Source organism: Bacteroides sp. 3_1_13, from assembly GCF_001185845.1.
Classification (GTDB): Bacteria; Bacteroidota; Bacteroidia; order Bacteroidales; family Bacteroidaceae; genus Bacteroides; species Bacteroides xylanisolvens.
The window spans coordinates 2684592-2697990 of sequence record NZ_KQ236955.1 but is presented as its reverse complement, the minus strand read 5'-3'; the positions used below and the strand labels follow the sequence as shown (position 1 = coordinate 2697990).

The 13399-nt window shown below is 41.2% G+C and carries 9 protein-coding genes; 6 read left to right on the top strand and 3 right to left on the bottom strand.

Annotation, left to right across the window (positions count from 1 at the left end):
* Window positions 1-13 precede the first annotated feature (13 nt).
* The 6 genes from HMPREF9009_RS09595 (at window position 14) to HMPREF9009_RS09570 (ending at window position 8965) form a co-directional block, all read left to right on the top strand.
* Window positions 14-1018, top strand: a complete 1005-nt coding sequence (locus tag HMPREF9009_RS09595) for a peroxiredoxin family protein (protein ID WP_049702011.1) — start codon at window positions 14-16, stop codon at window positions 1016-1018.
* Between the two features lie 31 nt (window positions 1019-1049).
* The gene (locus HMPREF9009_RS09590) at window positions 1050-2756 is read left to right on the top strand and encodes a S8 family serine peptidase (RefSeq protein WP_049702010.1); all 1707 of its coding nucleotides are present in this window, start codon (window positions 1050-1052) and stop codon (window positions 2754-2756) included.
* 10 nt (window positions 2757-2766) lie between these two features.
* Window positions 2767-3906, top strand: a complete 1140-nt coding sequence (locus HMPREF9009_RS09585; RefSeq protein WP_049702009.1) for an aspartyl protease family protein — start codon at window positions 2767-2769, stop codon at window positions 3904-3906.
* Between the two features lies 1 nt (window position 3907).
* Window positions 3908-5068, top strand: a complete 1161-nt coding sequence (locus tag HMPREF9009_RS09580) for a pepsin/retropepsin-like aspartic protease family protein (protein ID WP_049702008.1) — start codon at window positions 3908-3910, stop codon at window positions 5066-5068.
* Between the two features lie 20 nt (window positions 5069-5088).
* Window positions 5089-6378 (top strand): thioredoxin domain-containing protein, encoded by a 1290-nt coding sequence (locus HMPREF9009_RS09575; RefSeq protein WP_049702007.1) that lies wholly within the window; start codon window positions 5089-5091, stop codon window positions 6376-6378.
* A 157-nt stretch (window positions 6379-6535) separates the two neighbouring features.
* Window positions 6536-8965, top strand: coding sequence for a glycoside hydrolase family 20 protein (locus tag HMPREF9009_RS09570; protein ID WP_049702006.1), 2430 nt, complete (start codon window positions 6536-6538; stop codon window positions 8963-8965).
* 195 nt (window positions 8966-9160) lie between these two features.
* Here the strand turns inward: HMPREF9009_RS09570 and trxB are convergent, their stop codons facing one another.
* Genes trxB through HMPREF9009_RS09555 form a run of 3 tightly spaced genes read right to left on the bottom strand, consistent with a single transcriptional unit; the run spans window position 9161 to window position 13307 of the window.
* Window positions 9161-10111 carry a thioredoxin-disulfide reductase gene (trxB, locus tag HMPREF9009_RS09565; RefSeq protein ID WP_004315443.1) on the bottom strand — a complete coding sequence of 317 codons (951 nt, stop codon included), beginning with the start codon at window positions 10109-10111 and terminating at the stop codon, window positions 9161-9163.
* Window positions 10112-10147: 36 nt separating this feature from the next.
* Window positions 10148-10795 carry an outer membrane lipoprotein periplasmic chaperone LolA1 gene (locus tag HMPREF9009_RS09560; RefSeq protein ID WP_049702005.1) on the bottom strand — a complete coding sequence of 216 codons (648 nt, stop codon included), beginning with the start codon at window positions 10793-10795 and terminating at the stop codon, window positions 10148-10150.
* Between the two features lie 19 nt (window positions 10796-10814).
* Complete coding sequence (locus HMPREF9009_RS09555; protein ID WP_049702004.1) at window positions 10815-13307, bottom strand: DNA translocase FtsK; 2493 nt, start codon at window positions 13305-13307, stop codon at window positions 10815-10817.
* Window positions 13308-13399 lie beyond the last annotated feature (92 nt).

Below are 13399 nucleotides of genomic sequence, written 5' to 3'. Positions count from 1 at the left end.
TAAACTTATAATAATGACAAAAGTAGGAAATCTATTGCTAATCATATTACTCTTATGCGGTGCCACTGTATGGGGAAATAATGGACTGAAAATATCTGGAAGAATAAAGGTCTTAAAACCAACGACTTTGCAAATAAAAGATATGAATGAAGGCGTTGTATTAAGTTGTATCATCGGTACTAACAGCACATTCAGTACCAATGAAATAAACATCATTCCTGATGTCTACAAACTCTATTTAGGAGAAACTGAACAGAATATTTATCTGGAAAATAATCCGGTAACAATCAATGGTTACTTTGATGAAAAGAACCCCGAACAAAGTTCGCTTTCATTCACCGGTATCGATCCGTTTCTGACCTTGCAAACCTATATGCCCACAGAAAGAGATCCGGATATAGCAACGATTTCTACTTCTGTCAAAGGAAAACTCACTCCCAGCATGGCAGCTGCATTAGCCTATCTGGCAGATATAAATGATTACCAATCCAACAAAATGCTATTGGACATGATACCAGAGCAAGACAGAAAGTCCTTATCTGCCAAATGGTTGGTAAACAGAGTAGAGGTCCTATCCCACCAAATTATCGGTGCAGAATGTCCCGACTTTACTTTCATAGATGCCAACGGAAAAAATGTAAGTTTGAAAGACTTCCGTGGAAAAATTGTCGTACTGGATTTCTGTGCTTCCTGGTGTGGTCCCTGTCGCAAAGAAATGCGCAGTATGCTGACCATATACAATGAATTGAAGGCTGACGATCTGGAATTCATCAGTGTCTCGCTGGATGACAGCGAAGCTAAATGGAGAAAAATGCTGGATGAAGAAAAATTGCCGTGGGTGATGCTATGGGATAAGACAGGATTCCCTAAAAACAGCAAAACTCCAAGCGCTATTCAGACTGCTTACGGCTTCTACTCCATCCCTTTCCTTGTAGTCATTGACAAAGAAGGCAAACTCGCTGCACGCAACGTTCGGGGTGAACAAGTACGCGAGGCCATTTTAAAAATAAGACAATAAACAAACTATATAAATTATAACTCTTTCGACAATGAAGAAACTTATATTTCCTATCGTATGCTGTTTTATCAGCGTTGCTGTATCAGCCCAGTTAGTCAAACAAAAGGCAGAAACACAAAAAAAACAATCCGAACTGGACTGGTTTAACTGTTCTTTCGATCAGGACAGTGTGTACGGAGCCGAAGTAAACAAAGCGTATGATTACCTGAAAGCCAACAAAAAGAAAGCAAAAAAAAGACCGGTTGTTGCACTGATCGGAACCGGAATGGACGTAGAGCACGAAGACCTGAAACACGCAATCTGGATCAACCCAAAAGAAAAATCAAATCAAAAAGATGATGATAAAAACGGGCTTGTTGACGACATCAATGGCTGGAACTTTATCGGTGGTAAAGACGGTCAAGTAATGGAAACTTTAACACGCGAAGGAGAACGTGAATTCTTCCGTCTCAAAGATAAATATGCTGATTATATCTTTGACGGAAAGAAGTATTATAAAATAATAAATGGAAAACGCCAGGAAGTCTCCGCACCGGAAAACATGGAAGAGTATAATTACTATCGCTATAAAGTTATGCCGGAATCAAGAATCGGTGGAACTTACGGTGGTCTTCAACTATCTTATGTTATAGAAGAATATGTTGAAAAGTTCGATAAGGACATGAAAAAACGTTTTCCCGGAAAAGAGTTGACCGTTGAAGACTTTCAAAGTTGTTATGATCCCAAAGCTGAAAGAGACAGTCTTTCTGAAGTCGCTTTTGTATTTACCGCCTACTATTTCAGCATCTATAATACGGACAAATGGGAACCTGTATATCAGAATATGGGAAAGAAAAGTGTAGAGACAGCTAAAGCGTCCTATGAAGAGGCTTTAAAGAAATACGGTAGTGATAATCGAAAAGAAATTGTAGGTGATAACCCTTTTGATATTAACGATACGCATTATGGCAATAATGTATTGTTGACATCCGATGCGGCGACAGGCGTAATGAAGGCTGGCGTTATCGCAGCTAAACGTGACAATGGTATCGGAAGTAACGGTATTGCAGACAATGCTGAAATCATGACCTTACGCATCCATCCGGGAGAAGGAGAACCATACCTGAAAGATATGGCATTGGCCATCCGCTATGCAGTAAACCACGGTGCAGATGTAATCGTATTACCAGAACAAAACTCCATATATCCGGAAGAGCAGAAACAATGGGTGTCAGAGGCGTTGAAAGAGGCTGAGAAAAAAGGGGCATTAGTCATAGTTCCGGTTTGGGATCTATCAGTAGATATGGATAGAGACGAATTCTTCCCCAATCGTAAGATGAATAAAGAGGGGGAACTTACTAATTTTATGGTAGTTGCTTCCTCGGATAAGAATGGAAATCCGGTATTGAATACTAATTACGGCGCAACTACTCTTGATATCTATGCTCCGGGAACAGATATTTATTCATCTTATATGGGTGATACCTATCAAAAAGGAAGCGGAGAAGGAATGGCTTCGGCCACCTTAGCTGGCGTAGCTGCTTTGGTAAAATCTTATTTTCCTAAACTGACCGGCTCTCAAATCCGTGACATATTACTAAAAAGCGCCACTTCACGCAAAGGTGTAGAAGTAGAAAAAGGAATCCGCGTGGACGATAGACCTTCACAGGATTTATTCCTTTTTGATGACCTATGTATTTCCGGAGGTATCGTAAATGCTTATCAAGCAATCTTGGAAGCAGAAAAAGTCAGCAAATAAAGATTAGTCTATGAAACATACTCGTCTAATAGGAACCGTCATTGCCTTTTGCATGGCGGTCTCTTTATTCGCCCAACAATATAAAGCAACCATACCTTATCGGATGGTAGGCGAAAAAATGATTATCGAAATGAAGGTAAACGGCAATGCACGCCCTTTTATCTTTGATACCGGAGGACGCACTGCACTCACTACTAAAGCCGGCCAAGCACTACAAATAACAGCAACGGACTCGATGAAGGTGACAGATGTGAATAACGTGGAAAGCTATTACAAAACTACGCGAATAGAAAATCTGACGACTCCCGATGATGTTATTAACTTTAAAAATGCCCCGTCGCTAATCATCAATGAAGTAAAAGGCTGGGAATGTTTTGGAGTAGATGGTATCATCGGAAGCGATTTATTTGCAAGTACTATTGTAAGCATTGATTCGCAGACTAAAAATATCATAGTCACATCTGCCGAAAAGCCTTCTACAGTATCTTTACGAAAAATGCTGAATTTCACGAAAGAAGGGGGAATGCCAATTGTCAATGTACAGATCGCTCCGGTCAGCAACATCACTGTATTATTTGATACAGGCAGTCCCAGTCTGTTATCTCTTATTGAAAGTGATTTTGAGAGAATTAAACCGGAGGCATCTATGGAAGTCGTTTCTGAAGGATATGGGGAAGGAAGTATCGGAGTAGCCGGACAAGCAGATAAAGCATCTTCATATAGAGTACATATTCCCTTATTATCAGTAGGAGCCACCAAATTCCGCAACTTAACGACCCATACAGACAAACACCCTTATACATTACTAGGTGTAAAGTTATTACAATACGGAAAAGTGACTATCGACTATCCACGTGGAAGATTCTATTTTGAAGCTTTCCAACCGGATAATGAAATCAACAATCAATGCAACAACTTCGATTTGACGGTCAAAGACGGAGACTTATATGTATCTACTGTCTGGAGCAGCACGAAAGGTAAGATAGAAGTAGGAGACAAAGTGATTAAGATTAATGGCAAACCTGCTAAAAAATATGACTTCTGCGAAAGTATTCTGAACGGAATACCGGAATTGAAAGAGAAAAAACAGACGAAGCTAACGATTGAAACTGCTTCCGGAATAAAGAATATTATCTATAAAAAAGAATGACATGAAAAGAATAGGAATACTGACCGGCTTATGGCTGCTATTATTTCTAAACTGCGGACAAGAAACGATAGCGCAAATCCAGAATAAAGTTTGCGATACCATTCCTTATGAATTCATTCAGGAGAAAATCATTATACCCGTTACTGTTAATGGTGTAAATGTAAAATACATCGTCGATACAGGAGGAAGAACCGGGACTATGTATGACGCCGCAACTGAAATGAAAGCTACTGCCGCAGGATATATGCGCATTTCCGATGTGAATGCACAAGGCTCCAACTATCAGGAAGCCCACGTACAAAATGTTTCCATCGGAAAGAACTACAAAATCAAACAGTTGAAAACGATGGTACTACCTAAGAATCCATTCTTCACAGACCTGGGAGTTGTCGGAATTCTTGGAGGAGATGCCTTTGCACAGTCGGTAGTAACATTCGATTCCCGTTCTAAAATAATGGTAATCAACTATCCTTATCGTCCCGAAAAGTTAAAGGTTACAGACGGAATTCCTTTGTTGGATGAAACAGAACATCATTCCATCGTCAACGTTCGTTTAGGAAATAATGATTTAAAAGTTCTGTTCGACACAGGTGCCGGAGGCTTTCTACTTTATTCTACGGAAGATTACAACAGGCTGGCTGACATCTCGCAAGTTACCAATCATGGATATGGTATCGTAGCTGCCGGAATAACAGGGTTGGGCAAGCCGGTGGATATTAAAAAAGTATCTGTACCTTCCATCAATATCATGGGAAAAGAATTCACAAACGTAGGTAGTACAACAACTGTCATGAATGGAACTATCATCGGGGTGGATCTACTGCAATATGGTAAAGTAATTATTGATTATATGCGGAGACGTTTTTACTTCCTCCCATTTGAAGAAGGGAAAATCGACATGGGTGGTGCTCCCGCTCTTTGGAACGTAAGCATATTACCGCGTAACGAAAGATTCGAAATTACAACTATATGGGATAGCATGAAAGATACAGTTGCTTTCGGCGACGAAGTGATTAATATCAACGGAACTTCTCTTAAAGATTGCCCCATGAGCCAGATAACCGTAGAAGAAATTATGAATGCTATACCTGGTGATACCGGCTATATTATCATCAAAAAAGATAATCAAGAGAAAAGAATTGAAATCAGGAAAGAGAAATAAACTTTAAACAGAAAGAATATATGAAACGAATAATAACTAAAATGTATCTCTGTTTGCTTGCATTTTGTATCACAGGAGGCATCAGTGCACAAACACAAAACAGTATGACAGAGGTCATTCCATTCAAAACTATTGATGGAAAAATTATCGTGGAAGCCACTATAAATGGTGAAGCAGCTGACTTTGTCCTTGATTTATCGGGACATAACGCTCTACTTCCTGAAGCTCTCAAAAAGTTACACATCAATACAGAAAAGAGAGGAACTTTTAGTTCTTACCAAGATTTTGTATTTAAACAGGTACCTGTTGGAAAGGTATATGAAATGGGAACAGTAGCTATTGGTAAAAATACATTTGCAAACGATCTTCCGGCTTTCACATTAGAAGACGAACCTTATCTACGCAAGCTAGGGGTTATGGGTGTATTAAGTGGTGCTGTTTTCCGCACTTCTGTATTAACCATTGACATGCAACGGAAGAAAATTACGATTACACAACCCTACCGTCCTTCTTATATGAAACTTAACTATCGGGAAAATTTTAACCTGATAACAGGATTAGGAGTAGTATGCCCGATAAACATTCAGGGAAAGCCGATATCTTTTGTCCTGGATACATGGAGCGAAGGATTAGTGAATCTTACTGAAGCAGATTTCAATACATGGAGCGCACAATATACCAAAGGGAGTAACCAAAAAGTCTCCAATGGATATAAAGAAATAAGTCAAAATGAGGAAAGCCTCATCCTACCTGAAACGATGTTTGTAAAAACAAAGATTGAAGATGCCATAGCAGTGAAAAACCCATTCTTGAAACGTTCCGTATTAGGCAAAAAGATACTGGACTACGGAATTATATCCATCGACTATATTCATCAGAAAATTTATTTTCAGCCGTTTGACATGGTTCCTATACCGGAAGCGGAAGCTAAAGTGACAGAAACCAAAGTTGAAGATGGTAAATTGAATCCAATTACCCGCCAGTTCTTCCTCGAACACATTTTCGACTACCGAAAAGGAAATGATTTCGTTTATAATGGTGACAAACCGGTTGTGATTGATTTCTGGGCAACTTGGTGTGGACCTTGCATGCGTTTACTTCCGGAAATGGAAAAGCTGGCCGAAAAATATAAAGGAAAAGTTATATTCTATAAGGTAAATGCTGATAAAGAAAAAGATTTATGCAGCCACTTCAGTGTACAAGCATTACCTACGTTATTCTTCATCCCGGTAGGCGGCAAACCGATAATCGAGGTTGGTGCTACGCCGGAAAAGTATGTGCAAATCATCGAAGAGCAACTACTGAAATAAAAACTCTCTCTTTATTATATAACTACATTAATCTGAAACTTTAGCTAAAAGCCGGACATCATTCCGGCTTTTTTATTTCCATATCATTGGAACTTATCATTAAAACAAGTACATTTGCCCTGTCAAATCTATTTATAACTTAACACACATTTTGACCATGAAGAAAAGTATTTCTCTTCTTCTTTTGTCTCTGCTTATGATTGCCCCCAGTTGCCAAAAGACAAAAGAAGCGGTGAACGAGTACAACATCGTTCCCAAACCCAATCAAATTCTCCCACAGGAAGGACGTTTTGAACTAAACAGCAAAGTCAGTCTGGTAATTCCTGCCAATGCTCCGGAAGTTAAAGGTATTGCCGACAGCCTGGCCAAACGTCTGAAACAGACAGCAGGAATCTCGTTGAAAGAGGCAGAAAGTGCAGATGGAAAATCAGCAATCTGTTTTGTTGTACAAGAAGGTATGCCGAAGGAAGGATATAAATTATCCGTTACTCCCAGTCGCATCACGCTTACCGCTTCTCAACCGAACGGATTCTTCTACGGCGTACAGACACTTTATCAGTTACTCCCTCCGGCGGTTTACGGAAACCAGTTGGATAAGAAAGCAAACTGGTCGGTTCCTGCTGTAGAAATAGAAGATTCGCCCCGTTTTGTTCACCGCGGACTGATGCTGGATGTTTGCCGCCATTATGTACCGATTGACTATATTTACAAGTTTATCGACTTGCTGGCAATGAACAAGATGAATGTTTTCCATTGGCATTTGACAGACGATCAGGGATGGAGAATCGAAATCAAGAAATATCCTAAATTGACAGAAATCGGTTCTAAACGTGAAAAGACATTGGTAGACTATTACTATGTAAATTATCCGCAAGTATTCGACGGAAAAGAACACGGAGGGTATTACACACAGGAACAAATCAAAGATGTAGTAGCTTATGCTGCAAGTAAATATATCAACGTTGTTCCCGAAATAGAAATGCCGGGACATGCGTTGGCTGCACTGGCCGCCTATCCGGAACTGTCATGTGATTCTACACAGACTTATAAAGTATCTCCTACATGGGGTGTATTCGAACAGGTATTCTGTCCGAGTGAAACAACTTTCAAATTCTTTGAAGGAGTGATGGATGAAGTAATTGAATTATTCCCTAGCGAATACATTCACATCGGTGGCGACGAATGTCCCAAGACAGCATGGAAGAACAGTGCTTTCTGCCAGCAGCTAATCCGCCAGTTAGGACTGAAGGATGATACGACTCCCAGCAAGACGGACGGAATAAAGCATAGTAAAGAAGATAAGTTGCAGAGCTATTTTGTAACCCGCATGGAGAAATATCTGAATGGCAAAGGCAGGAACATCATTGGTTGGGATGAAATTCTCGAAGGTGGTCTGGCTCCAAATGCGACTGTTATGTCATGGCGTGGTGTAGAAGGAGGAATGAACGCTGCCAAAGCCGGACATAATGCAATCATGACTCCGAACCCTTATGTATATCTGGACTACTACCAGGAAGAACCGGAAATTGCCCCGACTACTATCGGCGGATACAACACACTGAAAAAAACATATAGTTACAACCCTGTCCCGGATGATGCAGACGAGCTTGCCAAGAAGCATATCATCGGAATACAAGGCAATATATGGAGAGAATATATGCAGACTTCCGAACGTACAGACTATCAGGCCTTCCCGCGTGCAATGGCTATTGCCGAAACGGCCTGGACACAAAACGCAAACAAAGACTGGAAGAATTTCTGCGAACGAATGGTAACTGAATTTGAACGTTTGGAAGTAATGAACACCAAACCTTGTCTCAACTTCTTTGACGTAAACGTAAATACGCACGCGGATGAAAACGCTCCTTTAATGGTAATGCTGGAAAGTTTCTATCCGAATGCAGAAATACGATATACTACGGATGGCAGTGAACCAAACAAAGCATCCACTCTGTACGAAAAGCCTTTCGCTCTGGAAGGAAATATCGACCTGAAAGCTGTTGCTTTCAAAGACGGAAAGATGTTAGGGAAAGTAGCTCACAAACCATTGTATGGTAATTTATTAACAGGAAAGCCCTATACTGTTAATTATAAGATGGGATGGACAGGCGATATATTTGATGAAAACGATGTATTAGGAGCTGACAAGACAACCTTCGGACTGACCAACGGTAAACGAGGTAATAACGCTTCTTATACTCCGTGGTGCAGCTTCGGCATTGTTGAAGGTAAAGACTTGGAATTTATCGTTAATTTGGATAAGCCGACACAAATCAGCAAAATAATTTTCGGCTCTTTATTCAATCCGGCTATGAGAATTCTTCCTGCAGGAGGAGTTGCCGTAGAAGTATCAGCAGATGGCAAACAATACACTCCGGTAGCTGAAAAAGCCTTGAAACACGATTATCCGGAAACAGGACGAATTGCATTCACTGATTCCATTGAATTTGAGCCAACACAGGCTACCTTCCTGAAAGTTAAGATTAAGAATGGCGGCACACTGCGCAATGGGGTTAACTTTGAAAAGAACAATGGCCCGGAAGTTATTCCTGCCGAATTATGGATTGATGAAATAGAAGCTTATTAAACAAAGCTAACTATATTTCATGCGGATTTCACGGTGCTGACTCAACAGGGCGTGGAATCCGCATCATTTATTCCGGACCTGAATAACAGAACGGTGAACGCCAGTTTAATACTAATGTTCACCGTTTTATTTATAATCAATCACACCCCAAAAGGCATAATTATCATTCATTCGTTTACACCGAAGATATATTTATCACACAAGCCCTTTGGAAGAAAGGTAACGTTCTGCCTCCAAGGCAGCCTTACATCCACTTCCCGCAGCTGTAATAGCCTGACGATAATGCGGATCGGCCACATCTCCTGCTGCAAAAACTCCGGGCACTTTCGTACGAGGGCTATCACCGTCTGTAATAATATAACCTACTTCGTCCGTATCGATATACTCCTTAAATATTTCAGTATTTGGTTGATGTCCGATAGCCAGGAAGAAACCGTCGATAGGTAAACTATAACGTTCTTCATCTGGTTCACCCCAACGTTTCACCAGGTTTACACCCTCTACGCCATTGTCACCAAACAAACCAACTGCATTGTGTTCAAAAAGAACTTCAATCTTCTCGTGGTTCATGACACGTTCCTGCATAATCTTCGATGCACGCAGGAAAGGTTTACGAACGATCAGATATACCTTGGATGCAAGACCGGCAAGATAAACCGCTTCTTCACAAGCAGTATCACCTCCACCAACTACAGCAACCACTTTCTTACGATAGAAAAATCCGTCACAAGTAGCACAAGCGCTTACACCCATTCCGGCATATTTCTTTTCATCCTCCAGTCCCAGATATTTAGCAGTTGCCCCAGTAGCAATAATCAATGATTCCGTTTCAATCACTTTATCACCGTCAATTGTTATTTTATAAGGAGCTTTGCTTAAATCTGCTGCCGTAGCGATACCAAAACGAATATCTGTTCCGAAACGGCTCGCCTGTGCACGCAAATCTTCCATCAACTGCGGGCCACTGATACCTTCCGGATAACCGGGAAAGTTTTCTACATCTGTCGTAGTAGTCAACTGGCCGCCCGGCTGCAATCCTTCATATAGTACCGGACATAAATTTGCACGTCCAGCATAAATCGCTGCCGTATATCCGGCAGGTCCTGAACCTATAATCAGGCATTTCACTTTTTCTATTTCTGCCATTTTAATTTATCTTTATTGTTTTGTTATAAAAACATGTTATCTCAAATCTATCACCTCTGCATTGGGATATTGTTTTTTATCAAAAGTAAAAACACGATCCGTATAATTCCGCCCCGTCTGATAACTTGTAACGGTTATCTCATTTCGTGTCTGCTGTCCACGCTGCTGAAGCAAAATATATAGAGGTTCATAAGTGTCCTTCGTCACAAAAAGAGTGATACGTTCCAACTCCTGTTTCTTATCCCTGGCAGTCAGAACGACTTCCCAAACAGCTTTTCCACGAAACGTTTTGGTTGTCCCCAACTTATAAGAGAATCCTTTCTGATACATATACAGAAATGTATACGGATTTATCTGCTGTAACTCTTCCTGCGTCGGATTACTGACATTCACTTCATCATTCTTTGTCACATAACTCCATTGCGTTTTTCCGTCAAACCAAGTGATGATATCAGATGTTTTCAGTACGAATTTCTCTCCTTTCAACTGAATTGTTCCGTTTTCAGCACCTTCTACCAAGCCGTTTGCCACAGCCTTTACAGTAAAATCAGCCTTCACGCCACCAGCTTTACGAAACGCCTCTGCCGTTTTGTCAAGAATGACTTTAGCCTGGGACTGCTGTTGTTGAGCAATCACAGGCAAAGACAGTAAAGCTATTAAAACACTAAAAATGTACTTTCTCATTTGATTAATAAACGAACTGTTACTGTAAATTGTTCAATCGCATTTCAAGATCATTATCGTCAATACACAATACGTCACGCGCCTTACTACCTTGCGTAGGCCCAACAATTCCAGCTTTCTCCAATTGATCCATTATACGGCCGGCACGATTATAGCCAATCGCAAATTTACGCTGAATCAATGAAGTGGAACCTTGCTGATGAATAACAACCAACCGGGCTGCATCTTCAAACAACGGATCGAGACGTCCCATATCAATATCCCCTACTTCACTATTACTATCTTCACTCACATATTCGGGCAAGAAGAACGGAGTAGGATAACCTTGCTGACGGGCAATGAATTTTGTAATCTCTTCTACTTCCGGCGTATCGATAAAGGCACACTGTACACGTACCGGATCAGCTCCCTGCAAGAAGAGCATATCCCCCTTACCAATCAGACGGTTAGCACCCGGACGGTCAAGAATAGTACGAGAGTCCATCATGGCAGATACACGGAAAGCGATACGCGCCGGGAAGTTGGCTTTAATCGTACCCGTAATGATATTGGTAGTCGGACGCTGTGTAGCAATAATCATGTGAATACCGACAGCACGTGCCAACTGCGCAATACGGGCAATCGGAAGTTCCACTTCCTTACCGGCAGTCATAATCAAATCTCCGAACTCGTCAATAACCACTACGATATACGGCATAAACTTATGCCCCTTTTCCGGATTCAGACGACGGTTGATAAACTTCTCATTATATTCTCTTACATTACGTACATGCGCCATCTTCAGCAGGTCATAACGGGTATCCATCTCTACACAAACAGAGTTCAGGGTTTGCACAACCTTCGTTACGTCTGTAATAATCGGTTCGCCTCCATCAGGAAGTTTGGCCAGGAAATGATTTTCAATCACCGAATAGATGCTGAATTCTACTTTCTTCGGGTCGACCAGTACAAATTTCAATTCTGCCGGATGCTTCTTATATAATAAGGAAGTAATAATAGCATTCAAACCTACTGACTTACCCTGACCGGTTGCACCCGCCACCAATACGTGCGGCATCTTGCAAAGGTCGAACATAAAGACTTCATTCGTGATGGTCTTACCCAATACAATAGGCAGATCATATTTGGATTCCTGGAATTTCTTACTTCCGATCACACTTTGTCCGGAAACAATCTTCGGATTCTTGTTCGGCACTTCAATACCGATTGTTCCTTTACCCGGTATCGGAGCGATGATACGGATACCGTCAGCAGAAAGGCTTAATGCAATATCATCCTCCAAACCACGGATTTTAGAAATACGTACTCCTTGCTCCGGAGTGATTTCGTATAGAGTTACCGTAGGTCCTACCGTTGCTTTAATCGTACTGATTTCGATTCCGAAACTGCGCAATGTATTGATGATACGATCTTTGTTTGCATTTTGTTCGTCCATGTCAATCGTCGGATCATCATTTTCGAAATGCTTCATCAGGTCGATAGTCGGGAAGCGGTAGTTTTCCAAATCCTTAGTAGGATTATAAGGTTCGAGTTCCGGTCCCTCATATTCTTCTTCAGAAGCAGCAGGTTCTACTTCAAACCCGGGTTCCGCCTCTTCCAAAGGTTCGTCCTGCACAGCGGGAACAGGGTTGGAAACAGTCGGTTCAAACACCATCGTCACTCCTTCACTTTCATCAGACAAAGGAGACTCTTCCGGCTCCGGCTGGTTGACCGGGAATTCATCTTCGGGTTCTTCAGCCTGTATATCCATCACAGGTGCCGGAGGAGGTGTCTGTTTATACGTCCGTTTCAAATTGAACTCCACTTCCTGCGGTTGAGAAGTCGTGAATTCCTGATCGCCTTCTCCTTCCGGAGTGACTTCTTCCTTCTCTTTCTTTTCGCGTTTTAGGAAGCTCAACGCAAAAAGTTTACGCAACCAAATAACAGTACGCGCACTTATATATATAAAGAAACAGATAGCAGTTATCAACAGGATCATCCATACACCAGGTACTCCTACTTGTGAGATTAACCAACGACTGACATTATATCCGTGCATGCCGCCTAGATAAATGAAAGAATCCTGATAATGATCCATAAAAGCAAATCCGAAGAATATGGAGAACCAGACTAATAAAAGCGTGCAGCCAATAAACCACTTCCACAAGCGGACCACACGTACACGCATCAACTTCAATCCTGCCACTGCCAGAAAAACAAGTATGAAGAAAGAGGAAATACCGAAACAGTCGTTTATCAGATAGCTTGCCAACTGCGCTCCACGTGAACCGGCATAATTCTTCACCTGATTATTAACAGCCGCCAAATCCGCCGAACTACCGCTATCGATAATACTTTGATCGGCAGCCCCCGTAAAGAAGAAGGAAGAAAAAGCCAACAACAGGTAAACGGAAAAGATGACCAGCATCAATCCAATCACAAAATGAACAGTTTCATTCTTACATACAGCCACAATTTTACTGGGGGAAGAGGGAGTGCTTTCTGCCTCCTTATCTAATTTCTTCTTTGCCATGAGTCTTTTATTCTATTTTTATAAAACTGGAATGAGATTCTAAGCTGCAAAAATAATAAAAAAATAACGAGCACTACGCTCATTCAATCCTT

What these genes read in the sequence shown, in the direction of transcription:
- HMPREF9009_RS09570 (WP_049702006.1), top strand. Translation starts at nt 6,536, where the DNA reads ATGAAGAAAAGTATTTCTCTTCTTCTTTTGTCTCTGCTTATGATTGCC.
- HMPREF9009_RS09575 (WP_049702007.1), top strand. Translation starts at nt 5,089, where the DNA reads ATGAAACGAATAATAACTAAAATGTATCTCTGTTTGCTTGCATTTTGT.
- HMPREF9009_RS09580 (WP_049702008.1), top strand. Translation starts at nt 3,908, where the DNA reads ATGAAAAGAATAGGAATACTGACCGGCTTATGGCTGCTATTATTTCTA.
- trxB (WP_004315443.1), bottom strand. Translation starts at nt 10,111, where the DNA reads ATGGCAGAAATAGAAAAAGTGAAATGCCTGATTATAGGTTCAGGACCT.
- HMPREF9009_RS09585 (WP_049702009.1), top strand. Translation starts at nt 2,767, where the DNA reads ATGAAACATACTCGTCTAATAGGAACCGTCATTGCCTTTTGCATGGCG.
- HMPREF9009_RS09555 (WP_049702004.1), bottom strand. Translation starts at nt 13,307, where the DNA reads ATGGCAAAGAAGAAATTAGATAAGGAGGCAGAAAGCACTCCCTCTTCC.
- HMPREF9009_RS09590 (WP_049702010.1), top strand. Translation starts at nt 1,050, where the DNA reads ATGAAGAAACTTATATTTCCTATCGTATGCTGTTTTATCAGCGTTGCT.
- HMPREF9009_RS09560 (WP_049702005.1), bottom strand. Translation starts at nt 10,795, where the DNA reads ATGAGAAAGTACATTTTTAGTGTTTTAATAGCTTTACTGTCTTTGCCT.
- HMPREF9009_RS09595 (WP_049702011.1), top strand. Translation starts at nt 14, where the DNA reads ATGACAAAAGTAGGAAATCTATTGCTAATCATATTACTCTTATGCGGT.